This window comes from Shewanella xiamenensis, from assembly GCF_024971755.1.
Classification (GTDB): domain Bacteria; phylum Pseudomonadota; class Gammaproteobacteria; order Enterobacterales; family Shewanellaceae; genus Shewanella; species Shewanella xiamenensis.
In genome coordinates this window covers 142,509-166,572 of sequence record NZ_CP079717.1, presented here as the reverse complement: position 1 = coordinate 166,572, position 24,064 = coordinate 142,509, and the positions used below count along the sequence as shown (strand labels likewise).

The 24,064-nt window shown below is 57.2% G+C and carries 25 protein-coding genes and 2 pseudogenes; 18 read left to right on the top strand and 9 right to left on the bottom strand.

What is annotated here, in order from left to right:
* Positions 1-11 precede the first annotated feature (11 nt).
* Positions 12-1,016: an IS110-like element IS4321 family transposase gene (locus KXJ80_RS00860; protein ID WP_000427623.1), complete on the bottom strand. Its 1,005-nt coding sequence runs from the start codon at positions 1,014-1,016 to the stop codon at positions 12-14.
* Positions 1,017-1,094: 78 nt separating this feature from the next.
* A complete protein-coding gene (gene merR / locus KXJ80_RS00855) occupies positions 1,095-1,529 on the bottom strand; it encodes a mercury resistance transcriptional regulator MerR (protein WP_000429836.1) in 435 nt (144 codons plus the stop codon).
* A 71-nt stretch (positions 1,530-1,600) separates the two neighbouring features.
* On the opposite strand from merR, the gene KXJ80_RS00850 reads away from it, so the two are divergent.
* From KXJ80_RS00850 to mphR(A), 12 genes and pseudogenes are all read left to right on the top strand, one after another.
* Positions 1,601-1,951, top strand: a complete 351-nt coding sequence (locus tag KXJ80_RS00850; protein WP_001294663.1) for a mercuric transport protein MerT — start codon at positions 1,601-1,603, stop codon at positions 1,949-1,951.
* 13 nt (positions 1,952-1,964) lie between these two features.
* Positions 1,965-2,240, top strand: coding sequence for a mercury resistance system periplasmic binding protein MerP (gene merP, locus KXJ80_RS00845; RefSeq protein WP_000732292.1), 276 nt, complete (start codon positions 1,965-1,967; stop codon positions 2,238-2,240).
* Positions 2,241-2,275: 35 nt separating this feature from the next.
* Complete coding sequence (gene merC, locus KXJ80_RS00840; protein ID WP_001447540.1) at positions 2,276-2,698, top strand: organomercurial transporter MerC; 423 nt, start codon at positions 2,276-2,278, stop codon at positions 2,696-2,698.
* Positions 2,699-2,749: 51 nt separating this feature from the next.
* Positions 2,750-4,444 carry a mercury(II) reductase gene (merA, locus tag KXJ80_RS00835; RefSeq protein ID WP_000105636.1) on the top strand — a complete coding sequence of 565 codons (1,695 nt, stop codon included), beginning with the start codon at positions 2,750-2,752 and terminating at the stop codon, positions 4,442-4,444.
* Between the two features lie 17 nt (positions 4,445-4,461).
* Complete coding sequence (gene merD / locus KXJ80_RS00830) at positions 4,462-4,824, top strand: mercury resistance co-regulator MerD (protein ID WP_001277456.1); 363 nt, start codon at positions 4,462-4,464, stop codon at positions 4,822-4,824.
* Complete coding sequence (merE, locus tag KXJ80_RS00825) at positions 4,821-5,057, top strand: broad-spectrum mercury transporter MerE (protein WP_000993386.1); 237 nt, start codon at positions 4,821-4,823, stop codon at positions 5,055-5,057. Before merD ends, merE begins: the two co-directional genes overlap by 4 nt.
* Positions 5,054-5,701: pseudogene (locus tag KXJ80_RS00820) on the top strand (EAL domain-containing protein); the annotation flags it as partial. The gene merE and the pseudogene KXJ80_RS00820, both read left to right, overlap by 4 nt.
* Before the next feature lie 134 nt (positions 5,702-5,835).
* Positions 5,836-7,085, top strand: a pseudogene (locus KXJ80_RS00815) (TnsB C-terminal domain-containing protein); the annotation flags it as partial.
* 64 nt (positions 7,086-7,149) lie between these two features.
* Positions 7,150-7,854, top strand: a complete 705-nt coding sequence (locus tag KXJ80_RS00810) for an IS6-like element IS26 family transposase (protein ID WP_001067855.1) — start codon at positions 7,150-7,152, stop codon at positions 7,852-7,854.
* Between the two features lie 121 nt (positions 7,855-7,975).
* Positions 7,976-8,881: an Mph(A) family macrolide 2'-phosphotransferase gene (locus KXJ80_RS00805; RefSeq protein WP_000219391.1), complete on the top strand. Its 906-nt coding sequence runs from the start codon at positions 7,976-7,978 to the stop codon at positions 8,879-8,881.
* Positions 8,878-10,116, top strand: a complete 1,239-nt coding sequence (gene mrx(A), locus KXJ80_RS00800; protein WP_000004159.1) for a phosphorylated macrolide efflux MFS transporter Mrx(A) — start codon at positions 8,878-8,880, stop codon at positions 10,114-10,116. Before KXJ80_RS00805 ends, mrx(A) begins: the two co-directional genes overlap by 4 nt.
* Positions 10,116-10,700 (top strand): macrolide-binding transcriptional repressor MphR(A), encoded by a 585-nt coding sequence (gene mphR(A), locus KXJ80_RS00795; protein ID WP_001137892.1) that lies wholly within the window; start codon positions 10,116-10,118, stop codon positions 10,698-10,700. The genes mrx(A) and mphR(A) overlap by 1 nt, the downstream gene beginning before the upstream one ends.
* A 492-nt stretch (positions 10,701-11,192) precedes the next feature.
* Here mphR(A) and KXJ80_RS00790 read toward each other — a convergent pair whose 3' ends face one another.
* The 7 genes from KXJ80_RS00790 to KXJ80_RS00755 all read right to left on the bottom strand — a co-directional run bounded on the left by KXJ80_RS00790 (position 11,193) and on the right by KXJ80_RS00755 (position 16,473).
* A complete protein-coding gene (locus KXJ80_RS00790) occupies positions 11,193-11,957 on the bottom strand; it encodes an IS6-like element IS6100 family transposase (RefSeq protein WP_001389365.1) in 765 nt (254 codons plus the stop codon).
* A gap of 506 nt (positions 11,958-12,463) precedes the next feature.
* Positions 12,464-12,964, bottom strand: a complete 501-nt coding sequence (locus KXJ80_RS00780) for a GNAT family N-acetyltransferase (protein ID WP_000376623.1) — start codon at positions 12,962-12,964, stop codon at positions 12,464-12,466.
* Positions 12,965-13,091: 127 nt separating this feature from the next.
* Complete coding sequence (gene sul1, locus KXJ80_RS00775) at positions 13,092-13,931, bottom strand: sulfonamide-resistant dihydropteroate synthase Sul1 (RefSeq protein WP_000259031.1); 840 nt, start codon at positions 13,929-13,931, stop codon at positions 13,092-13,094.
* Entirely contained in the window at positions 13,925-14,272 is a 348-nt protein-coding gene (locus tag KXJ80_RS00770; protein ID WP_000679427.1) for a quaternary ammonium compound efflux SMR transporter QacE delta 1, read from the bottom strand. Before KXJ80_RS00770 ends, sul1 begins: the two co-directional genes overlap by 7 nt.
* Before the next feature lie 116 nt (positions 14,273-14,388).
* Positions 14,389-15,234, bottom strand: coding sequence for an ANT(3'')-Ia family aminoglycoside nucleotidyltransferase AadA16 (locus tag KXJ80_RS00765; RefSeq protein WP_001749984.1), 846 nt, complete (start codon positions 15,232-15,234; stop codon positions 14,389-14,391).
* A gap of 180 nt (positions 15,235-15,414) precedes the next feature.
* Positions 15,415-15,888 (bottom strand): trimethoprim-resistant dihydrofolate reductase DfrA27, encoded by a 474-nt coding sequence (gene dfrA27 / locus KXJ80_RS00760; RefSeq protein ID WP_001749985.1) that lies wholly within the window; start codon positions 15,886-15,888, stop codon positions 15,415-15,417.
* Positions 15,889-16,020: 132 nt separating this feature from the next.
* The gene (locus KXJ80_RS00755) at positions 16,021-16,473 is read right to left on the bottom strand and encodes an NAD(+)--rifampin ADP-ribosyltransferase Arr-3 (protein WP_001749986.1); all 453 of its coding nucleotides are present in this window, start codon (positions 16,471-16,473) and stop codon (positions 16,021-16,023) included.
* A gap of 172 nt (positions 16,474-16,645) precedes the next feature.
* Between KXJ80_RS00755 and intI1 the strand changes: the two genes are divergently transcribed.
* From intI1 to KXJ80_RS00725, 6 genes are all read left to right on the top strand, one after another.
* Entirely contained in the window at positions 16,646-17,659 is a 1,014-nt protein-coding gene (intI1, locus tag KXJ80_RS00750; protein WP_000845048.1) for a class 1 integron integrase IntI1, read from the top strand.
* Between the two features lie 296 nt (positions 17,660-17,955).
* Positions 17,956-18,513 carry a recombinase family protein gene (locus KXJ80_RS00745; RefSeq protein WP_001162012.1) on the top strand — a complete coding sequence of 186 codons (558 nt, stop codon included), beginning with the start codon at positions 17,956-17,958 and terminating at the stop codon, positions 18,511-18,513.
* Between the two features lie 2 nt (positions 18,514-18,515).
* Positions 18,516-21,488 carry a Tn3 family transposase gene (locus KXJ80_RS00740; protein WP_001138073.1) on the top strand — a complete coding sequence of 991 codons (2,973 nt, stop codon included), beginning with the start codon at positions 18,516-18,518 and terminating at the stop codon, positions 21,486-21,488.
* A 236-nt stretch (positions 21,489-21,724) separates the two neighbouring features.
* On the top strand, positions 21,725-22,663 hold the full coding sequence (locus KXJ80_RS00735; RefSeq protein ID WP_080612321.1) for a DNA replication terminus site-binding protein: 939 nt from the start codon (positions 21,725-21,727) through the stop codon (positions 22,661-22,663).
* The gene (locus tag KXJ80_RS00730; RefSeq protein WP_069455552.1) at positions 22,660-23,010 is read left to right on the top strand and encodes a hypothetical protein; all 351 of its coding nucleotides are present in this window, start codon (positions 22,660-22,662) and stop codon (positions 23,008-23,010) included. Before KXJ80_RS00735 ends, KXJ80_RS00730 begins: the two co-directional genes overlap by 4 nt.
* Positions 23,011-23,462: 452 nt before the next feature.
* Complete coding sequence (locus KXJ80_RS00725) at positions 23,463-24,050, top strand: hypothetical protein (protein ID WP_069455550.1); 588 nt, start codon at positions 23,463-23,465, stop codon at positions 24,048-24,050.
* The last annotated feature ends 14 nt before the right edge of the window (positions 24,051-24,064 follow it).

The window sequence follows — 24,064 nt, the reverse complement described above, 5'->3', positions numbered from 1 at the left end:
TATTTCTGCCGTTATGCTACATAAGTTTGCTGTCGTGCCGTTAGGGCCCAGGCTATTCTGGCCAGCTTGTTTGCCAGAGCACAAGTGACGACAAAGTTGCTTTTCCGGCACAGTAAATCCCTGACCCAATCGGCCAATTTGCCAGACTGGTGTTCCAGTTTTTGTATGAATACCCTGGCACATTGAACCAACAAAGTTCGGATCTTTTTATTACCTCGCTTACTAATTCCCAGCAATGTCGTCCTACCTCCCGTGCTGTACTGCCGAGGTACAAGCCCTGTTGCCGCCGCAAAGTCACGGCTGCTGGCGTACTGCTTCCCGTCGCCAATCTCAGTTGAAATAGTACTCGCTGTCAGTGTTCCGACGCAGGGAATGCTCAGCAAGCGCTGTCCAACCTCATCTTCGTCCAACTTTCGTTTCAACTGGGATTCCAAATCTTTAATCTGCTCAACAAGATAGTGATAATGCTGTTGTAATTTCAGCAATAACTGGCTGAGGTAAAGAGGCAAACTATTATCCTCAAGAATGGTACTCAGTCGGCTAATAACGGCAGCTCCTCGGGGAACGCTAATGCCAAATTCCAGCAGAAAAGCATGCATTTGATTGGTTGTTTTTACCTTATCCTGAACCAGGGATTCACGGACACGATGCAGAGCCCGCATTGCCTGCTGAGATTCCGTTCTGGGCTGCACAAAACGCATAGACGGACGCGATGCAGCTTCACAAATAGCTTCGGCGTCGACAAAGTCGTTTTTATTGCTTTTAACGAACGGGCGGACAAATTGTGGTGATATCAGCTTTGGGGAATGCCCCAACTCTTCCAACTTGCGTGCCATAAAGTGAGAACCGCCACAGGCTTCCATTGCGATGGTTGTAGCGGGGCATGTCGCCAAAAATTCGATCAACTTTGGCCGGGTAAATTTTTTACGGTAAACAGCCTTCCCGCGACGATCCTGGCAATGAATATGGAAAGAGTTTTTACCCAGATCGATACCAATGAGCGCAATGTTTTCCATGATAGTTCTCCGAATGAAAGCCTGTCCTCAGCATAGTACCGGGAAGGAGGGAGTGACCATCTCATTAAATAAAGCACGCTAAGGCATAGCTGACCTTGCCAGGCCTGCTTCGCCCTGTAGTGACGCGATCAACGGGCAGGAAACATTCCCCTTTCGTGCATGGCAGGCGCACACGAGTTCAGACAGCACGGTTTCCATGCGCGCCAAGTCGGCCATCTTCTCGCGCACGTCCTTGAGCTTGTGTTCGGCCAGGCTGCTGGCCTCCTCGCAGTGGGTGCCATCGTCGAGCCGCAACAGCTCGGCAATCTCGTCCAGACTGAACCCCAGCCGCTGTGCCGATTTCACGAATTTCACCCGAACCACGTCCGCCTCCCCATAGCGGCGGATGCTGCCGTAAGGCTTGTCCGGTTCCCGCAACAGGCCCTTGCGCTGATAGAAGCGGATTGTCTCCACGTTGACCCCGGCCGCCTTGGCAAAAACGCCAATGGTCAGGTTTTCCAAATTATTTTCCATATCGCTTGACTCCGTACATGAGTACGGAAGTAAGGTTACGCTATCCAATCCAAATTCAAAAGGGCCAACGTATGTCTGAACCACAAAACGGGCGCGGTGCGCTCTTCGCCGGCGGGCTGGCCGCCATTCTTGCATCGACCTGCTGCCTGGGGCCGCTAGTACTGGTCGCCCTGGGCTTCTCCGGTGCTTGGATCGGCAACCTGACGGTGCTGGAACCCTATCGACCGTTGTTCATCGGCGCGGCGCTAGTGGCGCTGTTCTTCGCCTGGAAGCGGATTTACCGGCCCGTGCAGGCATGCAAGCCAGGTGAGGTCTGCGCGATTCCGCAGGTGCGCGCCACCTACAAGCTGATTTTCTGGATCGTGGCCGTGCTGGTCCTGGTCGCGCTTGGATTTCCCTATGTCGTTCCATTTTTCTATTAACCAGGAGTTCATCATGAAGAAACTGTTTGCCTCCCTTGCCCTCGCCGCCGCTGTTGCCCCGGTGTGGGCCGCTACCCAGACCGTCACGCTAGCGGTTCCCGGCATGACTTGCGCCGCCTGCCCGATCACAGTCAAGAAAGCGCTCTCCAAGGTCGAAGGCGTGAGCAAGGTCGATGTGGGCTTCGAGAAGCGCGAGGCCGTCGTCACTTTTGACGACACCAAGGCCAGCGTACAGAAGCTGACCAAGGCCACCGCAGACGCCGGCTATCCGTCCAGCGTCAAGCAGTGAGCCAGCAAGCCAACGACAACAGCGAGAGCCGCTTCATGGGACTGATGACACGCATTGCCGATAAAACCGGCGCGCTCGGCAGCGTCGTTTCCGCGATGGGCTGCGCCGCCTGCTTTCCAGCCCTCGCCAGCTTCGGCGCGGCCATCGGGCTGGGCTTCTTGAGCCAGTACGAGGGACTGTTCATCAGCCGCCTGCTGCCGCTGTTTGCCGCGCTGGCCTTCCTGGCGAACGCGCTGGGTTGGTTCAGTCATCGGCAATGGCTGCGCAGTCTGCTCGGCATGATCGGCCCGGCCATCGTGTTTGCGGCCACGGTCTGGCTGCTCGGCAACTGGTGGACGGCGAACCTGATGTACGTCGGCCTGGCCTTGATGATTGGGGTGTCGATCTGGGACTTCGTGTCGCCGGCGCATCGCCGTTGCGGACTGGACGGCTGCGAACTCCCCGCCAAGCGCTTGTGAAAGACGGCTGACCGTGCGACACGGCGGCCCACACGAATAAGGAACGATGGTATGAGCACTCTCAAAATCACCGGCATGACTTGCGACTCGTGCGCAGTGCATGTCAAGGACGCCCTGGAGAAAGTGCCCGGCGTGCAATCAGCGGATGTCTCCTACGCCAAGGGCAGCGCCAAGCTCGCCATTGAGGTCGGCACGTCACCCGACGCGCTGACGGCCGCTGTAGCTGGACTCGGTTATCGGGCCACGCTGGCCGATGCCCCCTCAGTTTCGACGCCGGGCGGATTGCTCGACAAGATGCGCGATCTGCTGGGCAGAAACGACAAGACGGGTAGCAGCGGCGCATTGCATATCGCCGTCATCGGCAGCGGCGGGGCCGCGATGGCAGCGGCGCTGAAGGCCGTCGAGCAAGGCGCACGTGTCACGCTGATCGAGCGCGGCACCATCGGCGGCACCTGCGTCAATGTCGGTTGTGTGCCGTCCAAGATCATGATCCGCGCCGCCCATATCGCCCATCTGCGCCGGGAAAGCCCGTTCGATGGCGGCATCGCCGCTACCACGCCGACCATCCAGCGCACGGCGCTGCTGGCCCAGCAGCAGGCCCGCGTCGATGAACTGCGCCACGCCAAGTACGAAGGCATCTTGGAGGGCAATCCGGCGATCACTGTGCTGCACGGCTCCGCCCGCTTTAAGGACAATCGCAACCTGATCGTGCAACTCAACGACGGCGGCGAGCGCGTGGTGGCATTCGACCGCTGCCTGATCGCCACCGGCGCGAGCCCGGCCGTGCCGCCGATTCCCGGCCTGAAAGACACTCCGTACTGGACTTCCACTGAAGCGCTGGTCAGCGAGACGATTCCTAAGCGCCTGGCCGTGATTGGCTCATCAGTGGTGGCGCTGGAGCTGGCGCAGGCGTTCGCCCGACTCGGAGCGAAGGTGACGATCCTGGCTCGCAGCACGCTGTTCTTCCGCGAAGACCCAGCTATAGGCGAAGCCGTCACGGCCGCATTCCGCATGGAGGGCATCGAGGTGAGGGAACACACCCAGGCCAGCCAGGTCGCGTATATCAATGGTGAAGGGGACGGCGAATTCGTGCTCACCACGGCGCACGGCGAACTGCGCGCCGACAAGCTGCTGGTCGCCACCGGCCGCGCGCCCAACACACGCAAGCTGGCACTGGATGCGACGGGCGTCACGCTCACCCCGCAAGGCGCTATCGTCATCGACCCCGGCATGCGTACAAGCGTGGAACACATCTACGCCGCAGGCGACTGCACCGACCAGCCGCAGTTCGTCTATGTGGCGGCAGCGGCCGGCACTCGCGCCGCGATCAACATGACCGGCGGTGACGCGGCCCTGAACCTGACCGCGATGCCGGCCGTGGTGTTCACCGACCCGCAAGTGGCGACCGTAGGCTACAGCGAGGCGGAAGCGCACCATGACGGCATCAAAACTGATAGTCGCACGCTAACGCTGGACAACGTGCCGCGCGCGCTCGCCAACTTCGACACGCGCGGCTTCATCAAACTGGTGGTTGAAGAAGGCAGCGGACGACTGATCGGCGTGCAGGCAGTGGCCCCGGAAGCGGGCGAACTGATCCAGACGGCCGCACTGGCGATTCGCAACCGGATGACGGTGCAGGAACTGGCCGACCAGTTGTTCCCCTACCTGACGATGGTCGAAGGGTTGAAGCTCGCGGCGCAGACCTTCAACAAGGATGTGAAGCAGCTTTCCTGCTGCGCCGGGTGAGGACAAGGAGGTGTGCGATGAGCGCCTACACGGTATCGCAACTGGCCCATAACGCTGGGGTGAGCGTACATATCGTGCGCGACTACCTGGTGCGCGGCTTGTTACGGCCGGTGGCCTGCACCACGGGCGGCTACGGCGTGTTCGACGATGCGGCCTTGCAACGGCTGTGCTTCGTGCGCGCGGCCTTCGAGGCGGGTATCGGCCTGGATGCCCTGGCGCGGCTGTGCCGTGCGCTCGACGCAGCGGACGGCGCACAAGCCGCAGCGCAGCTTGCCGTGCTGCGCCAGTTGGTCGAGCGGCGGCGCGCGGCGTTGGCCCATCTGGACGCGCAACTGGCCTCCATGCCAGCCGAGCGGGCGCACGAGGAGGCATTGCCGTGAACGCCCCTGACAAACTGCCGCCCGAGACGCGCCAACCCGTTTCCGGCTACCTGTGGGGTGCGCTGGCCGTGTTGACCTGCCCCTGCCATCTGCCGATTCTCGCCGCCGTGCTGGCCGGGACGACCGCCGGTGCCTTCCTTGGCGAGCATTGGGGTGTTGCCGCGCTCGCGCTGACCGGCTTGTTCGTTCTGGCCGTAACGCGGCTGCTGCGCGCCTTCCGGGGCGGATCATGACGAGTTCGCAGCCCGCCGGATGGACGGCGGCCGAGTTGGCGCAGGCGGCGGCGCGCGGACAGCTTGACCTGCATTACCAGCCGCTGGTCGATCTGCGCGATCACCGGATCGCTGGCGCGGAAGCGTTGATGCGCTGGCGGCATCCGAGGCTTGGCCTGTTGCCGCCCGGCCAGTTCCTGCCGCTGGCCGAGTCGTTCGGCCTGATGCCGGAAATAGGCGCGTGGGTGCTGGGCGAGGCCTGTCGCCAGATGCACAAGTGGCAAGGACCGGCATGGCAACCGTTCCGTCTTGCCATCAATGTGTCCGCCAGCCAGGTTGGGCCAACGTTCGACGACGAGGTAAAGCGGGTGCTGGCCGATATGGCCCTGCCCGCCGAGCTTCTGGAGATCGAACTGACCGAATCGGTCGCATTCGGCAATCCAGCCCTGTTCGCCAGTTTCGACGCCTTGCGCGCCATCGGCGTGCGCTTCGCCGCCGACGACTTCGGCACCGGCTATTCCTGCCTGCAACATCTGAAATGCTGCCCCATCACCACATTGAAAATCGACCAATCCTTTGTCGCCAGGCTCCCGGATGATGCCCGTGACCAAACTATCGTGCGGGCGGTGATCCAGCTCGCGCACGGGCTGGGCATGGATGTCATTTTCAGAAGACGACTGCACCAGTTGATTGGGCGTAATGGCTGTTGTGCAGCCAGCTCCTGACAGTTCAATATCAGAAGTGATCTGCACCAATCTCGACTATGCTCAATACTCGTGTGCACCAAAGCGAGGTGAGCATGGCGACGGACACCCCACGGATTCCAGAACAAGGCGTGGCCACTCTGCCTGATGAGGCTTGGGAGCGTGCGCGCCGTCGTGCGGAGATCATCAGTCCGTTGGCGCAGTCGGAGACGGTCGGGCACGAAGCGGCCGATATGGCGGCTCAGGCGCTGGGCTTGTCTCGGCGCCAGGTATACGTTCTGATCCGGCGTGCCCGGCAAGGCAGCGGCCTCGTGACGGATCTGGTGCCCGGCCAGTCCGGTGGAGGTAAAGGTAAGGGGCGCTTGCCGGAACCGGTCGAGCGCGTCATCCACGAGCTACTGCAAAAGCGGTTCCTGACCAAGCAGAAGCGCAGCCTAGCGGCCTTTCACCGCGAAGTCACTCAGGTGTGCAAGGCTCAAAAACTGCGAGTGCCGGCGCGCAATACCGTGGCCTTACGGATCGCTAGCCTTGACCCGCGCAAGGTCATCCGCCGGCGGGAAGGCCAGGATGCCGCTCGTGACCTACAAGGTGTGGCGGCGAGCCTCCTGCCGTGACCGCGCCGCTGGAGCAGGTGCAGATAGACCATACGGTCATCGACCTGATCGTGGTCGATGACCGCGACCGGCAACCTATTGGCCGCCCGTACCTGACCCTCGCCATCGACGTGTTCACCCGCTGCGTGCTCGGCATGGTCGTCACGCTGGAAGCGCCGTCTGCCGTTTCGGTTGGCCTGTGCCTCGTGCATGTCGCCTGCGACAAGCGCCCTTGGCTGGAAGGACTGAACGTGGAAATGGATTGGCAGATGAGCGGCAAGCCCTTGCTGCTCTACCTAGACAACGCGGCCGAGTTCAAGAGCGAGGCCCTGCGCCGGGGTTGCGAGCAGCATGGCATCCGGCTGGACTATCGCCCGCTGGGACAGCCGCACTATGGCGGCATCGTGGAACGGATCATCGGCACGGCGATGCAGATGATTCACGACGAACTGCCGGGAACGACCTTCTCCAACCCTGACCAGCGCGGCGACTACGATTCCGAAAACAAGGCCGCCCTGACGCTGCGCGAGCTAGAGCGCTGGCTCACATTGGCGGTCGGCACCTACCACGGTTCGGTGCACAACGGCCTGCTCCAACCGCCGGCCGCGCGCTGGGCCGAGGCCGTGGCGCGTGTCGGCGTACCGGCCGTCGTCACACGCGCTACTTCGTTCCTGGTCGATTTTCTGCCGATCCTCCGGCGCACGCTGACCCGCACCGGCTTTGTCATCGACCACATCCACTACTACGCCGATGGGCACTGTTGCAAATAGTCGGTGGTGATAAACTTATCATCCCCTTTTGCTGATGGAGCTGCACATGAACCCATTCAAAGGCCGGCATTTTCAGCGTGACATCATTCTGTGGGCCGTACGCTGGTACTGCAAATACGGCATCAGTTACCGTGAGCTGCAGGAGATGCTGGCTGAACGCGGAGTGAATGTCGATCACTCCACGATTTACCGCTGGGTTCAGCGTTATGCGCCTGAAATGGAAAAACGGCTGCGCTGGTACTGGCGTAACCCTTCCGATCTTTGCCCGTGGCACATGGATGAAACCTACGTGAAGGTCAATGGCCGCTGGGCGTATCTGTACCGGGCCGTCGACAGCCGGGGCCGCACTGTCGATTTTTATCTCTCCTCCCGTCGTAACAGCAAAGCTGCATACCGGTTTCTGGGTAAAATCCTCAACAACGTGAAGAAGTGGCAGATCCCGCGATTCATCAACACGGATAAAGCGCCCGCCTATGGTCGCGCGCTTGCTCTGCTCAAACGCGAAGGCCGGTGCCCGTCTGACGTTGAACACCGACAGATTAAGTACCGGAACAACGTGATTGAATGCGATCATGGCAAACTGAAACGGATAATCGGCGCCACGCTGGGATTTAAATCCATGAAGACGGCTTACGCCACCATCAAAGGTATTGAGGTGATGCGTGCACTACGCAAAGGCCAGGCCTCAGCATTTTATTATGGTGATCCCCTGGGCGAAATGCGCCTGGTAAGCAGAGTTTTTGAAATGTAAGGCCTTTGAATAAGACAAAAGGCTGCCTCATCGCTAACTTTGCAACAGTGCCGGATTGAATATAACCGACGTGACTGTTACATTTAGGTGGCTAAACCCGTCAAGCCCTCAGGAGTGAATCATGACCGTAGTCACGACCGCCGATACCTCCCAACTGTACGCACTTGCAGCCCGACATGGGCTCAAGCTCCATGGCCCGCTGACTGTCAATGAGCTTGGGCTCGACTATAGGATCGTGATCGCCACCGTCGACGATGGACGTCGGTGGGTGCTGCGCATCCCGCGCCGAGCCGAGGTAAGCGCGAAGGTCGAACCAGAGGCGCGGGTGCTGGCAATGCTCAAGAATCGCCTGCCGTTCGCGGTGCCGGACTGGCGCGTGGCCAACGCCGAGCTCGTTGCCTATCCCATGCTCGAAGACTCGACTGCGATGGTCATCCAGCCTGGTTCGTCCACGCCCGACTGGGTCGTGCCGCAGGACTCGGAGGTCTTCGCGGAGAGCTTCGCGACCGCGCTCGCCGCCCTGCATGCCGTCCCCATTTCCGCCGCCGTGGATGCGGGGATGCTCATCCGTACACCGACGCAGGCCCGTCAGAAGGTGGCCGACGACGTTGACCGCGTCCGACGCGAGTTCGTGGTGAACGACAAGCGCCTCCACCGGTGGCAGCGCTGGCTCGACGACGATTCGTCGTGGCCAGATTTCTCCGTGGTGGTGCATGGCGATCTCTACGTGGGCCATGTGCTCATCGACAACACGGAGCGCGTCAGCGGGATGATCGACTGGAGCGAGGCCCGCGTTGATGACCCTGCCATCGACATGGCCGCGCACCTTATGGTCTTTGGTGAAGAGGGGCTCGCGAAGCTCCTCCTCACGTATGAAGCGGCCGGTGGCCGGGTGTGGCCGCGGCTCGCCCACCACATCGCGGAGCGCCTTGCGTTCGGGGCGGTCACCTACGCACTCTTCGCCCTCGACTCGGGTAACGAAGAGTACCTCGCTGCGGCGAAGGCGCAGCTCGCCGCAGCGGAATGAGCGAACGTCGATATAGCCCGCTCGCGACGCTGTTCGCGGCGACCTTTCTCTTCCGGATCGGCAACGCGGTGGCGGCCCTCGCGCTTCCATGGTTCGTCCTGTCTCATACAAAGAGCGCGGCCTGGGCGGGCGCCACGGCCGCTAGCAGCGTCATCGCGACCATCATCGGCGCGTGGGTTGGTGGTGGCCTCGTCGATCGGTTCGGGCGCGCGCCCGTCGCATTGATCTCGGGTGTGGTGGGCGGCGTGGCCATGGCGAGCATCCCACTGCTCGATGCCGTTGGCGCCCTCTCGAACACTGGGCTGATCGCTTGCGTGGTGCTCGGTGCCGCGTTCGACGCACCCGGTATGGCCGCGCAGGACAGTGAGCTGCCCAAACTCGGCCACGTCGCCGGGCTCTCCGTTGAGCGCGTCTCGTCACTGAAAGCGGTGATCGGGAACGTCGCGATTCTAGGTGGCCCGGCCCTTGGGGGGGCCGCAATCGGCCTGCTTGGCGCTGCGCCAACGCTCGGGCTGACGGCGTTCTGCTCCGTCCTTGCAGGTCTGCTCGGCGCGTGGGTGCTTCCCGCGCGTGCCGCTCGGACGATGACCACGACGGCGACTCTCTCCATGCGCGCCGGCGTCGCTTTTCTCTGGAGCGAACCCCTGCTGCGCCCTCTCTTTGGTATAGTGATGATCTTCGTGGGCATCGTTGGCGCCAACGGCAGCGTCATCATGCCTGCGCTGTTTGTAGATGCAGGACGCCAAGTAGCAGAGCTCGGGCTGTTCTCCTCAATGATGGGGGCTGGTGGTCTCCTTGGCATTGCCATTCATGCGTCGGTCGGCGCCCGGATATCAGCGCAGAACTGGCTGGCGGTGGCATTTTGTGGCTCTGCGGTGGGCTCGCTTCTGCTTTCACAGTTGCCAGGCGTGCCGGTGCTGATGTTGTTGGGCGCGCTCGTGGGACTGCTGACCGGCTCAGTCTCTCCCATTCTCAACGCTGCCATCTACAACCGCACGCCGCCAGAACTTCTCGGCCGGGTACTCGGCACGGTCTCGGCGGTGATGCTGTCAGCCTCGCCCATGGTTATGCTTGCGGCCGGCGCGTTTGTCGACCTTGCTGGTCCGCTCCCTGGCCTCGTTGTATCGGCCGTGTTTGCGGGGCTCGTGGCTCTACTCTCGCTCCGTCTTCAATTTGCTACAATGGCGGCGGCAGCCACAGCCTCCGCCCCAACCCATACAGAAGGTGAACACTGATGCCCCGCCCCAAGCTCAAGTCCGATGACGAGGTACTCGAGGCCGCCACCGTAGTGCTGAAGCGTTGCGGTCCCATAGAGTTCACGCTCAGCGGAGTAGCAAAGGAGGTGGGGCTCTCCCGCGCAGCGTTAATCCAGCGCTTCACCAACCGCGATACGCTGCTGGTGAGGATGATGGAGCGCGGCGTCGAGCAGGTGCGGCATTACCTGAATGCGATACCGATAGGCGCAGGGCCGCAAGGGCTCTGGGAATTTTTGCAGGTGCTCGTTCGGAGCATGAACACTCGCAACGACTTCTCGGTGAACTATCTCATCTCCTGGTACGAGCTCCAGGTGCCGGAGCTACGCACGCTTGCGATCCAGCGGAACCGCGCGGTGGTGGAGGGGATCCGCAAGCGACTGCCCCCAGGTGCTCCTGCGGCAGCTGAGTTGCTCCTGCACTCGGTCATCGCTGGCGCGACGATGCAGTGGGCCGTCGATCCGGATGGTGAGCTAGCTGATCATGTGCTGGCTCAGATCGCTGCCATCCTGTGTTTAATGTTTCCCGAACACGACGATTTCCAACTCCTCCAGGCACATGCGTAAACGGAGGTGTGCAGAGTCCCTGCGGCAGGCGACGAACACGACCGTCGTCGATTAGTACCGGTACGGTCGGTGGTATCGAAGTCTTGATCACCACTCAGGTCTACGGCTTACAAATGGTGACCATCCCGATACTTGCGTCAGAGCACCGGGCCGATTCTTTGACAGTGAATCACTCCCGTAAGGTTGTGCCGGTGTGGGTGTCCCGGGTCGAGACGATACTCCGCCAATGCGCCCAGCAAACAACCTGGCCATCGCAGGTGGTGGGGAGCGGTGTGGCGGATGAGTTGGACAAGTTGGTGTAGCAGCACGAGCACGGCGAGATAACATCGCAGGAGTTCGACATGCTCAAGAGACAGCTGATTGCGAATCGCGATGCAGATTCATAACCCGATTGCGGGTTGGCTTCACTCCACCATCACCGAGCAGACTAGCACGGCGGGCTCTGTTGCAAAGATTGGCGGCAGTCAGAGGTAGGCTGTCGCTCTGCGCCGATCAGGCGGCTGCTGCGAAATGGTGGTTGAGCATGCCCATGGCCTCCGTCAGCGCCGAGGGCCCAATGCCAAAAGCTCTCTCCACAAGGCGCACCTCGCCCCTGATGCCGGGCTGCAGGCACCAGGGGCGAGCCTGTCCTTTGCGCAGGGCTCGCATGACTTCGAATCCCTTGATCGTGGCATAGGCCGTGGGGATCGATTTGAAACCGCGCACCGGCTTGATCAGTATCTTGAGCTTTCCGTGATCGGCCTCGATCACGTTATTGAGATACTTCACCTGCCGGTGGGCCGTCTCCCGGTCCAGCTTTCCTTCGCGCTTCAATTCGGTGATCGCTGCACCATAGCTCGGCGCTTTGTCGGTATTGAGCGTGGCAGGCTTTTCCCAGTGCTTCAGGCCTCGCAGGGCCTTGCCCAGGAACCGCTTCGCTGCCTTGGCGCTGCGGGTCGGCGACAGGTAGAAATCGATCGTGTCGCCCCGCTTGTCGACTGCCCGGTACAGGTAGGTCCACTTGCCCCGCACCTTGACGTAGGTTTCATCCAGGCGCCAGCTCGGATCAAAGCCACGCCGCCAGAACCAGCGCAGCCGCTTCTCCATCTCCGGGGCGTAGCACTGGACCCAGCGATAGATCGTCGTATGGTCGACCGAAATGCCGCGTTCCGCCAGCATTTCCTCAAGGTCGCGATAGCTGATCGGATAGCGACAATACCAGCGCACCGCCCACAGGATCACATCACCCTGGAAATGGCGCCACTTGAAATCCGTCATCGTTCCGTCCGTCCAATCTCCGCCAAGCATGCTCAAGCTTCACGATTTTTGCAACAGAGCCCACACGAGTATTGAGCATAGTCGAGATTGGTGCAGATCACTTCTGATATTGAACTGTCAGGAGCTGGCTGCACAACAGCCATTACGCCCAATCAACTGGTGCAGTCGTCTTCTGAAAATGACATTTGGTATCTCTCATAAACGGATGTTTTTGAGAGAACTATCTTCGGCCTTCACACGCACGAAAGGCGGCGAAGCTCCGCCGTTAATCCGTCCGCCGGAGATCTCGCCCAGGCAGGCTGAAGGCCGAGCAAGCCTGACAGGCCCGAAAAGCCCGGCACGGGCGTCGGCGGCGATGACGGCGGCGGCATTATCCAGGGTTGATGATGGAAGTGGAGGATATCGACAACCTCTCGCGCAACCAAGACATCGCGGTCGGACTGCAAGTGATCTTGAAGCCACGGGCCCGTCCCACCCCGACATGGACCTCGATGCCCGAACGGACGTTAGATTTCGAGTTCTAGGCGTTCTGCGATGAAGGTTGGATCCCAGCCGGGATTGAAAGTGTCGACGTGGGTGAATCCGAGCCGCTCGTATAGGCCACGCAGGTTCGGGTGGCAGTCGAGCCGCAGCTTGGCGCACCCCTGCGTTCGCGCGGCATGGCGGCAAGCCTCGATCAGCGCGGAGCTGACACCCCGGCCCGCATGTGTCCGTCGCACCGCGAGCTTGTGCAGATATGCGGCCTCCCCCTTGAGGGCGTCGGGCCAGAACTCGGGATCCTCGGCCGACAAGGTGCAACAGCCGACGATGCCGTCGCTGCAACTCGCGACTAGGAGCTCGGATCTCAGGACGAAGGTCTCCGCGAATGTCCGGTCGATCCGCGCGACGTCCCAGGCGGGCGTTCCCTTGGCGGACATCCACGCCGCAGCGTCGTGCATCAGCCGCACAACCTCGTCGATATCACCCGAGCAGGCGACCCGAACGTTCGGAGGCTCCTCGCTGTCCATTCGCTCCCCTGGCGCGGTATGAACCGCCGCCTCATAGTGCAGTTTGATCCTGACGAGCCCAGCATGTCTGCGCCCACCTTCGCGGAACCTGACCAGGGTCCGCTAGCGGGCGGCCGGAAGGTGAATGCTAGGCATGATCTAACCCTCGGTCTCTGGCGTCGCGACTGCGAAATTTCGCGAGGGTTTCCGAGAAGGTGATTGCGCTTCGCAGATCTCCAGGCGCGTGGGTGCGGACGTAGTCAGCGCCATTGCCGATCGCGTGAAGTTCCGCCGCAAGGCTCGCTGGACCCAGATCCTTTACAGGAAGGCCAACGGTGGCGCCCAAGAAGGATTTCCGCGACACCGAGACCAATAGCGGAAGCCCCAACGCCGACTTCAGCTTTTGAAGGTTCGACAGCACGTGCAGCGATGTTTCCGGTGCGGGGCTCAAGAAAAATCCCATCCCCGGATCGAGGATGAGCCGGTCGGCAGCGACCCCGCTCCGTCGCAAGGCGGAAACCCGCGCCTCGAAGAACCGCACAATCTCGTCGAGCGCGTCTTCGGGTCGAAGGTGACCGGTGCGGGTGGCGATGCCATCCCGCTGCGCTGAGTGCATAACCACCAGCCTGCAGTCCGCCTCAGCAATATCGGGATAGAGCGCAGGGTCAGGAAATCCTTGGATATCGTTCAGGTAGCCCACGCCGCGCTTGAGCGCATAGCGCTGGGTTTCCGGTTGGAAGCTGTCGATTGAAACACGGTGCATCTGATCGGACAGGGCGTCTAAGAGCGGCGCAATACGTCTGATCTCATCGGCCGGCGATACAGGCCTCGCGTCCGGATGGCTGGCGGCCGGTCCGACATCCACGACGTCTGATCCGACTCGCAGCATTTCGATCGCCGCGGTGACAGCGCCGGCGGGGTCTAGCCGCCGGCTCTCATCGAAGAAGGAGTCCTCGGTGAGATTCAGAATGCCGAACACCGTCACCATGGCGTCGGCCTCCGCAGCGACTTCCACGATGGGGATCGGGCGAGCAAAAAGGCAGCAATTATGAGCCCCATACCTACAAAGCCCCACGCATCAAGCTTTTGCCCATGAAGCAACCAGGCAATGGCTGTAATTATGACGACGCCGAGTCCCGACCAGACTGCATAAGCAACACCGACAGGGATGGATTTCAGAACCAGAGAAAGAAAATAAAATGCGATGCCATAACCGATTATGACAACGGCGGAAGGGGCAAGCTTAGTAAAGCCCTCGCTAGATTTTAATGCGGATGTTGCGATTACTTCGCCAACTATTGCGATAACAAGAAAAAGCCAGCCTTTCATGATATATCTCCCAATTTGTGTAGGGCTTATTATGCACGCTTAAAAATAATAAAAGCAGACTTGACCTGATAGTTTGGCTGTGAGCAATTATGTGCTTAGTGCATCTAACGCCTGAATTAAGCTGCGCCGCGAAGCGGCGTCGGCTTGAATGAACTGTTAGACATCATTGGCGTGGAGCCGAGCAGACTGGCGGCTTCGTGCTTCACAAAGTAAATGAACGCAGTCAACTGATCAGCGCGTGAGGCCAAGCAATCCATCCCTTGTCCAAGGTAAGCCTGCTGGGCTTCAAGCAGCACGGGCTGATGTTGGACGGGCAGGCGTTCCATTACCCAGTTGGCAGCTACATCCTTCGGCGCGATCTTGCCGGTTGCTGCGCTGTACCAAATGCGAGACAAAGTAAGCACTACATTCCGCTCGTCGCCTGCCCAATCCGGTTGTGAGTTCCATAGTTTCAAGGTGTCGGCCAGTGCTTTGAATAGATCGCTTTCCGGGACTGAGTTGAAGAAATCTTCCGCGGCCGAACCTGCCAAGGCAAGGCTGTGTTGCCTTGCTTTAGTTAGCAGAATAGCCAGATCAACATCGGTTGTCGCGGGCTCGAAGATGCCCGCAAGAATGTCCTTGCGCTGCCACTCCCCGAATTGCAGTTCCCGTCTGGCTGGATAACGCCAAGGAACAACATCGCCGTACACGACGATGGTAACTTCCAAGGCACGGAGAGCTTCACTTTGGCCGGGAGAAGCGGAAACTTCCAGGAAATCTACGAACAGAGCCTGCCGCACAGTCTCATCGAGCTGTGCAGTCACAGTAACCAGCAAATCAATATCACTGCATGGCTTCAGGCCACCGTCGAGTGCAGAGCCGTACAAATGCACGGCCAGCAACGTCGATCCCAGATGATGCTCGATGACGTTGAGTGCCTGTGATAGCTGTACCGAAATCTCGGCGGGCACTGCGTTGCTCATGATGTCTAACTCCCAATTTGTGTAGGGCTTATTATGCACGCTTAAAAATAATAAAAGCAGACTTGACCTGATAGTTTGGCTGTGAGCAATTATGTGCTTAGTGCATCTAACGCCGCTAAGCAGCGGCACATTTTGCGTTTTGAGCGCAGCGAAGCAAAATGTGTCCGATGGCTTGGATGGTTAACCCCTTTGCCAGATTTGATAGCGATAATTTATATTTGAATGAAATTCCTGCTCGAACACCACATTGAACTCTTTGGGGATTTCCGGAAAGAAAACATTGCCCTCTGGCTCGGAATCTATTGTCGAGATATGTAGCGTGTCGGCATGGGCGATCAGACTCTTGTAGATCTCTCCACCACCAGAAACAACAACATGGTTCGTAAGAGTCTTTAGCTCCCTCATTGCTGCTTCTATAGATGGAAACACAACCACATCATCGTTAGTAGCTACCGATCCTGAGCGGCTGACAACTGCATACTTTCTATTTGGGAGAGCCCCCATTGCCTCAAATGTTTTACGGCCGACTAAGAGCCATTGATTGTAAGTTATTGCTTTAAAAAGCAGCTGCTCACCTTTAGCGTTCCACGGGATATCCGAGCCGCAGCCAATAACCCCATTTCTTGCTTTTGCAGCCATTAGTGATATTTTCACGATACTCCTTTGGGTTAACGCCGCCATAAACGGCGACAGGGTGGCGCGCCTATTGCGCATAAAATGGCGAAGCCATGCGCAACAGGCGCGGAATCTCTGGCGTCCGGTTTGATGGCTTTGTTATGCAAAGGACTAGTCTTCAATGACGTGTAAACCACGGCGCTTTAAGTCCTCCAACGAATCCAACATTCCCCTTATTAATTCAACAGGATGCCCCTCCCAGTCTTCAACAACGCCAACAATTCTCAAGGGTTCGCAGGTTCTATAGGACTGTGTTGGATTACCGGGAAATCTTTTGTTCGTAAGATTCGGATCGTCTTCGAACGGTCCTGTTGGCTCAACTATGTATATGTAGCCGCGACCCTCGAGGCCAGACAGTGACATAGCAAGTTCAGCTCCCCAAACTGCTGGCTCCATCAAGGCTGAAAAGTAGATGTGCTTAAGAATACGACCGTCCTCGAAATGAGAGATGAACCCTGTGGTTAGCAAGTCACCAATCGCCAAATTGGCTTTGGTTCCATGATAGAACGGTCCTTGCACCTGCTTGTAATTATCATGAGAGATGGGAATCCAATCTTTTACCATTTTAAGACCCTTAATTGTTGGGATTTGGCTGCATAACTTTGTTTTAGGGCGACTGCCCTGCTGCGTAACATCGTTGCTGCTCCATAACATCAAACATCGACCCACGGCGTAACGCGCTTGCTGCTTGGATGCCCGAGGCATAGACTGTACAAAAAAACAGTCATAACAAGCCATGAAAACCGCCACTGCGCCGTTACCACCGCTGCGTTCGGTCAAGGTTCTGGACCAGTTGCGTGAGCGCATACGCTACTTGCATTACAGTTTACGAACCGAACAGGCTTATGTCCACTGGGTTCGTGCCTTCATCCGTTTCCACGGTGTGCGTCACCCGGCAACCTTGGGCAGCAGCGAAGTCGAGGCATTTCTGTCCTGGCTGGCGAACGAGCGCAAGGTTTCGGTCTCCACGCATCGTCAGGCATTGGCGGCCTTGCTGTTCTTCTACGGCAAGGTGCTGTGCACGGATCTGCCCTGGCTTCAGGAGATCGGAAGACCTCGGCCGTCGCGGCGCTTGCCGGTGGTGCTGACCCCGGATGAAGTGGTTCGCATCCTCGGTTTTCTGGAAGGCGAGCATCGTTTGTTCGCCCAGCTTCTGTATGGAACGGGCATGCGGATCAGTGAGGGTTTGCAACTGCGGGTCAAGGATCTGGATTTCGATCACGGCACGATCATCGTGCGGGAGGGCAAGGGCTCCAAGGATCGGGCCTTGATGTTACCCGAGAGCTTGGCACCCAGCCTGCGCGAGCAGCTGTCGCGTGCACGGGCATGGTGGCTGAAGGACCAGGCCGAGGGCCGCAGCGGCGTTGCGCTTCCCGACGCCCTTGAGCGGAAGTATCCGCGCGCCGGGCATTCCTGGCCGTGGTTCTGGGTTTTTGCGCAGCACACGCATTCGACCGATCCACGGAGCGGTGTCGTGCGTCGCCATCACATGTATGACCAGACCTTTCAGCGCGCCTTCAAACGTGCCGTAGAACAAGCAGGCATCACGAAGCCCGCCACACCGCACACCCTCCGCCACTCGTTCGCGACGGCCTTGCTCCGCAGCGGTTACGACATTCGAACCGTGCAGGATCTGCTCGGCCATTCCGACGTCTCTACGACGATGATTTACACGCATGTGCTGAAAGTTGGCGGTGCCGGAGTGCGCTCACCGCTTGATGCGCTGCCGCCCCTCACTAGTGAGAGGTAGGGCAGCGCAAGTCAATCCTGGCGGATTCACTACCCCTGCGCGAAGGCCATCGGTGCCGCATCGAACGGCCGGTTGCGGAAAGTCCTCCCTGCGTCCGCTGATGGCCGGCAGCAGCCCGTCGTTGCCTGATGGATCCAACCCCTCCGCTGCTATAGTGCAGTCGGCTTCTGACGTTCAGTGCAGCCGTCTTCTGAAAACGACAAACGATGTCAGAATAGAGTTAAATTTCCTATTGATTGACATATTCCGTCAAAGGTAATAGATTTCATCCTGACACTTTTGCCTTTGGAGGCATCTTGCAAGGTCAACGCATCGGCTATGTCCGCGTCAGCAGCTTCGACCAGAACCCGGAACGGCAATTGGAGGGTGTTCAGGTGGCGCGGGTGTTCACCGACAAGGCTTCTGGCAAGGACACCCAGCGTCCCGAGCTGGAAAGGCTGCTGGCCTTCGTCCGCGAGGGCGACACCGTGGTGGTGCATAGCATGGACAGGCTGGCACGCAACCTTGATGACCTGCGCCGCATCGTCCAAGGGCTGACACAACGGGGCGTGCGCATGGAGTTCGTCAAAGAAGGGCTGAAGTTCACCGGCGAGGACTCACCGATGGCCAATCTGATGCTGTCGGTCATGGGAGCCTTCGCTGAGTTCGAGCGCGCCCTGATCCGCGAACGTCAGCGCGAGGGAATCGTGCTGGCCAAGCAGCGCGGTGCCTACCGGGGACGAAAGAAATCGCTGAACAGCGAACAAATTGCCGAGTTGAAACGGCGAGTTGCGGCAGGCGACCAAAAAACCTTGGTGGCCCGTGACTTCGGCATCAGCCGCGAAACCTTGTACCAGTACCTGCGGGAAGACTGACCATGCCACGCCGCTCAATCCTGTCCGCCACCGAGCGCGAAAGCCTGCTGGCACTGCCAGATGCCAAAGACGAACTGATACGGCACTACACGTTCAACGAAACCGACCTGTCGGTGATCCGTCAGCGTCGCGGCGCCGCGAATCGATTGGGCTTCGCTGTGCAGCTTTGCTACTTGCGATTCCCTGGCACCTTTTTGGGCGTCGATGAGCCTCCGTTTCCGCCCCTGTTGCGCATGGTGGCCGCGCAACTCAAGATGCCAGTGGAAAGTTGGAGCGAGTACGGCCAGCGCGAACAGACACGGCGGGAGCACTTGGTCGAGCTGCAAACGGTTTTTGGGTTCAAGCCCTTCACCATGAGCCACTATCGGCAAGCCGTGCATACATTGACCGAGCTGGCCTTGCAGACCGACAAAGGCATCGTGCTGGCGAGCGCACTTGTCGAGAATCTGCGGCGGCAGAGCATTATCCTGCCCGCCATGAATGCCATCGAGCGCGCAAGCGCCGAGGCCATCACCCGTGCCAACCGACGCATTTACGCGGCGCTGACCGATTCTTTGTTATCACCCCACCGTCAGCGCCTGGACGAACTTCTCAAGCGCAAGGACGGCAGTAAAGTGACGTGGCTGGCATGGCTGCGCCAGTCGCCTGCCAAACCGAACTCTCGCCACATGCTCGAACATATTGAGCGCCTGAAATCCTGGCAAGCACTTGATCTGCCCGCAGGCATCGAGCGGCAGGTTCACCAGAACCGCCTGCTCAAAATCGCTCGTGAAGGTGGCCAGATGACGCCTGCTGATCTGGCAAAGTTCGAGGTGCAACGACGCTATGCCACGCTGGTAGCGCTGGCCATCGAAGGCATGGCCACCGTCACCGATGAAATCATCGACCTTCACGATCGCATCATCGGCAAGCTGTTCAACGCGGCCAAGAACAAGCATCAGCAGCAGTTCCAGGCTTCCGGCAAGGCGATCAACGACAAGGTGCGGATGTATGGGCGCATCGGTCAAGCGTTGATTGAGGCCAAGCAAAGCGGCAGCGATCCGTTCGCCGCCATCGAGGCCGTTATGCCCTGGGACACCTTCGCCGCCAGCGTCACCGAAGCGCAAACATTGGCGCGGCCTGCCGACTTTGATTTCCTGCACCACATCGGTGAAAGCTATGCCACGCTACGCCGCTACGCGCCGCAGTTCCTGGGCGTGCTCAAATTGCGGGCTGCGCCCGCCGCCAAGGGTGTGCTCGATGCCATCGACATGCTGCGCGGCATGAACAGCGACAGCGCGCGCAAGGTGCCCGCCGATGCGCCAACCGCATTCATCAAGCCGCGCTGGGCAAAGCTGGTTCTGACCGACGACGGCATCGACCGGCGTTACTACGAGTTATGCGCCCTGTCGGAGCTGAAGAACGCGCTGCGCTCCGGTGATGTCTGGGTGCAGGGTTCTCGCCAGTTCAAGGACTTCGACGAATACCTGGTGCCGGTCGAGAAGTTCGCCACTTTGAAGCTGGCCAGCGAATTGCCGCTGGCAGTGGCCACCGACTGCGACCAATACCTGCATGACCGGTTGGAATTGTTGGAGGCGCAACTCGCCACAGTCAACCGCATGGCTGCGGCCAACGACTTACCGGATGCCATCATCACCACCGCGTCAGGCCTGAAGATCACGCCGCTGGACGCGGCAGTACCAGACGCCGCGCAAGCCATGATCGACCAGACAGCTATGCTGCTGCCGCACCTCAAAATCACCGAGTTGCTGATGGAGGTCGATGAATGGACGGGCTTCACCCGCCACTTCACACACCTGAAGACCAGCGACACGGCCAAGGACAAAACCTTGCTGTTGACGACGATCCTGGCCGACGCGATCAACCTGGGTCTGACCAAAATGGCCGAGTCCTGCCCTGGCACCACCTACGCCAAGCTGTCTTGGCTGCAAGCCTGGCACATCCGCGATGAAACCTATTCGACGGCGCTGGCCGAGCTGGTGAATGCGCAGTTTCGGCAACCCTTCGCCGGCAACTGGGGTGACGGCACCACGTCATCGTCGGACGGCCAGAACTTCAGAACCGGCAGCAAAGCAGAAAGCACTGGTCATATCAACCCGAAGTATGGAAGCAGTCCAGGACGGACTTTCTACACCCATATCTCCGACCAGTACGCGCCCTTCAGTGCCAAGGTGGTCAACGTGGGCATTCGTGATTCAACTTACGTGCTTGATGGCCTGCTGTACCACGAGTCGGACTTGCGCATCGAGGAACACTACACCGACACGGCAGGCTTCACCGATCACGTGTTTGGCTTGATGCATTTGCTGGGATTTCGCTTCGCGCCGCGTATCCGTGACTTGGGCGAAACCAAGCTATTCATCCCCAAGGGCGATGCCGCCTATGACGCGCTCAAGCCGATGATTAGCAGCGACAGGCTGAACATCAAGCAAATACGCGCCCATTGGGATGAAATTCTGCGGCTGGCCACCTCCATCAAGCAAGGCACGGTAACGGCTTCGCTGATGCTGCGCAAACTCGGCAGCTACCCGCGCCAGAACGGCTTGGCCGTGGCGTTGCGCGAGCTGGGGCGCATCGAGCGCACGCTGTTCATTTTGGATTGGCTGCAAAGCGTGGAGCTGCGCCGCCGCGTCCATGCGGGGCTGAATAAGGGCGAGGCGCGCAACGCGCTGGCCAGGGCGGTCTTCTTCTACCGATTGGGTGAAATCCGCGACCGCAGTTTTGAGCAGCAGCGCTACCGGGCCAGCGGCCTCAATCTGGTGACGGCGGCCATCGTGTTGTGGAACACGGTATATCTGGAGCGTGCCACCAGTGCTTTGCGTGGCAACGGCACGGCGCTGGACGACACATTGTTGCAATATCTGTCGCCGCTGGGGTGGGAGCACATCAACCTGACCGGCGATTACCTATGGCGCAGCAGCGCCAAGGTCGGTGCGGGGAAGTTTAGGCCATTGCGACCGCTGCCACCGGCTTAGCGTGCTTTATTTTCCGTTTTCTGAGACGACCCCATCATAAAGAGTTTTTGTTGCGCTTAAGTCGAACTCAGCGACGAAATACGACAGATAAAGGAAAAAATGAGAGAAAATTGATTGGAAAGCTACTGTATAGCAATGAATTAGTATAAAAATTGAACATGAGTAAAAATTTGACGAATAAATCAGCAAGGTGTACTATAAGTTAATTGTTAAAGGGTCAGTATGCGGTAGTGTCAATGAGAAATCGCGCTCACAATAATTCAATCATGAAGAGTAACTTTTTACAGTTACAATCTATGCTCGATGAATTTTCGGAGTTGTTAAGTGATTGCGCCATTGATTTACAGCTATTCGAATTGCCGAGAATACTATTAGATGATACCCATACAGAGCCAGAGATTATTCCTATCCTTCAGAGACATACGCTCGATGAACAGGGGAAGGAACTCCTACTCAAAGCCTTCTCTACACTCAAAATTGACGCGTTAAAATACAGCACTTATCTTGCACATCGATTCCCTGGGTTTGTTGTGTTGCCAACAGCAAGTCAGGCTGAGGTTGTCAGCTATATTAATGAGATAAATAAGCGAAAAGACGAGTTTCACGATTCCGTAAAGCAGGATTTTAAAAAGCGCCAAAACGCACACGAAAACCTGCATAAAAACATAGAGAACGTGGTTTTATTGTCTGCAACAAGACACATTCGTTACACAAATCTTGCTGTGAACACAGTCAATTTTTATTGGCAGCACAAAACAATTCAACGAATAGTACCTCTCGATGAGGCGAAGTTAAGTCTTGAAAACGCGAAAAATAATCAGGTTTTTGAATACGCACTCAGCAACCGTGATGACAAGCTGGCTTTCATCGAAAAAGAAATAGAGCAGCTTTCTCATGTACCAGTAGATCATAACATTGTCGAAATAAGACAAACCCGAGTCCAGCCATTTATCGACCTATGGACCAGGCAAGTTGGTGCCACTGCGAACAAAAAAATATCATCGACAAATGCCTCCTTGCCCATGATCCTTTTTGGCGAACCGCCTAGCAAGGTAAACCCTTTATCTGACTATAAACGAGGTAATGTCAATTTTAAAGAAATACCATACCCTTTGATTAACGCTAGAAAATACTGGTACGCCGTACCTTACAAACAACCTAGGAGTTCATCATGATTAATTGGATCATCGCAAGTGCAACGTTAGTGGTTTTCCAATCACCGCTAGGGTTACCTGCTGGCCTAAAGGTTAATGACAGTTCACTTCAGCTTTCTCATCAAATGAAAAGCTATTTTGAAAATACATACCCAAAACCCAAGCCGACAAAACAACAGCTGTACATTGATAACTTGTACCGCAAACAGATGGAGGCTATGCCTACTAATACGCTCGTTTTTAATTCAAGATTTCAAATACCTAAAAATGATACTATTGGTAAAATACTCGTCACCTTTAACAATGGAATGAAACCAGCTTATGTTGGTCTGGATCATTATTATCGGTTCAACGAAGGTAAGGAATGAGACAAAGTTATTACGCATTTGCAAAATTTAGCTTGTTTAGGATTAGTGTTCTGACCCTATCTTTTCCTTTTCTTTTTATATGTTTAGTTTATGTAACGAATACATCATTATATGACTACGGCATACCACTTAGCTGGATTTGCATTTCAAGCATCCCTATTTTGTTTTGTTGGTACAAGATAGACATCGACTGTAAAGATGATACTGTTATTATAACTCGCAGCCTATTCACTATTCCTATATTTAAACACACATTCAAAATGGATGTTAACACTGTAGTTCAGTGGCTACCATCACAGTTCAATAAAGGAACCTTTAAATTGATGGCTGGTGAAGTAGATTTGGGTTTGACTATCGATAGGTAAAGTCTGTTACAATTAAAAATTGCTACTGATGGGTAATTTTTCATTTAACAAAAAGGCCAGGAGCATTAATCATAAAGGTCTATCCCAATGGTTCCTCATAAAAAGAATCAAGAAAAACTATCATTTGATCAAGCTAAAGAGCTTGTTCGGGAATTTAAGATATTTACAGCAAAAGAATATTTGCGCTTTCGTGCTTCTTCGACTGAATTCCAAAACATCCTCCCCTACCAGCCAAGCATTTACTATAAAACCGAATGGAAAGGGTGGTGCAATTTTACTGGAATGGATAATAGTCCAGATGTAGATTTCAACATTGAGGAAATCCAACAGATTGCTGTTTCATTAAACATTCGAACAAAAGAAGAGTGGCGGCTTGCTGTTTCCACTAATTTAATCAATGGTCCTTTACACATTTCTAAAGTGGACGGTTTTAGTAATTGGGCGCAATTCTTAGCTCATGATAAATACCTGAATTTTAAAGATTTGTTATCTTTTACTCGAAAACTCGGATTGAGAACTCAAACTGATTGGCGCCAATGGTGTAGAGATAATGATCGCCCTGATAATGTGCCTTTTGATTTACATGGACATTACAAGACGGATTTTCAAAGTATTACGCCTGCGGTAACCAAAAGCTTTTGGCATTACTTGTTTGTCGAAGAAACAAGTGAATAAGAGTTTAATTGTCG

Coding starts and splice junctions, on each gene's coding strand:
- KXJ80_RS00735 (WP_080612321.1), top strand. CDS start 21,725: ATGAGAAATCGCGCTCACAATAATTCAATCATGAAGAGTAACTTTTTA.
- merA (WP_000105636.1), top strand. CDS start 2,750: ATGAGCACTCTCAAAATCACCGGCATGACTTGCGACTCGTGCGCAGTG.
- sul1 (WP_000259031.1), bottom strand. CDS start 13,931: ATGGTGACGGTGTTCGGCATTCTGAATCTCACCGAGGACTCCTTCTTC.
- merC (WP_001447540.1), top strand. CDS start 2,276: ATGGGACTGATGACACGCATTGCCGATAAAACCGGCGCGCTCGGCAGC.
- KXJ80_RS00770 (WP_000679427.1), bottom strand. CDS start 14,272: ATGAAAGGCTGGCTTTTTCTTGTTATCGCAATAGTTGGCGAAGTAATC.
- KXJ80_RS00740 (WP_001138073.1), top strand. CDS start 18,516: ATGCCACGCCGCTCAATCCTGTCCGCCACCGAGCGCGAAAGCCTGCTG.
- intI1 (WP_000845048.1), top strand. CDS start 16,646: ATGAAAACCGCCACTGCGCCGTTACCACCGCTGCGTTCGGTCAAGGTT.
- KXJ80_RS00810 (WP_001067855.1), top strand. CDS start 7,150: ATGAACCCATTCAAAGGCCGGCATTTTCAGCGTGACATCATTCTGTGG.
- merP (WP_000732292.1), top strand. CDS start 1,965: ATGAAGAAACTGTTTGCCTCCCTTGCCCTCGCCGCCGCTGTTGCCCCG.
- KXJ80_RS00725 (WP_069455550.1), top strand. CDS start 23,463: ATGGTTCCTCATAAAAAGAATCAAGAAAAACTATCATTTGATCAAGCT.
- merR (WP_000429836.1), bottom strand. CDS start 1,529: ATGGAAAATAATTTGGAAAACCTGACCATTGGCGTTTTTGCCAAGGCG.
- KXJ80_RS00755 (WP_001749986.1), bottom strand. CDS start 16,473: ATGGTAAAAGATTGGATTCCCATCTCTCATGATAATTACAAGCAGGTG.
- KXJ80_RS00780 (WP_000376623.1), bottom strand. CDS start 12,964: ATGGACAGCGAGGAGCCTCCGAACGTTCGGGTCGCCTGCTCGGGTGAT.
- KXJ80_RS00730 (WP_069455552.1), top strand. CDS start 22,660: ATGATTAATTGGATCATCGCAAGTGCAACGTTAGTGGTTTTCCAATCA.
- KXJ80_RS00790 (WP_001389365.1), bottom strand. CDS start 11,957: ATGACGGATTTCAAGTGGCGCCATTTCCAGGGTGATGTGATCCTGTGG.
- KXJ80_RS00765 (WP_001749984.1), bottom strand. CDS start 15,234: ATGAGCAACGCAGTGCCCGCCGAGATTTCGGTACAGCTATCACAGGCA.
- KXJ80_RS00860 (WP_000427623.1), bottom strand. CDS start 1,016: ATGGAAAACATTGCGCTCATTGGTATCGATCTGGGTAAAAACTCTTTC.
- KXJ80_RS00805 (WP_000219391.1), top strand. CDS start 7,976: ATGACCGTAGTCACGACCGCCGATACCTCCCAACTGTACGCACTTGCA.
- KXJ80_RS00850 (WP_001294663.1), top strand. CDS start 1,601: ATGTCTGAACCACAAAACGGGCGCGGTGCGCTCTTCGCCGGCGGGCTG.
- merD (WP_001277456.1), top strand. CDS start 4,462: ATGAGCGCCTACACGGTATCGCAACTGGCCCATAACGCTGGGGTGAGC.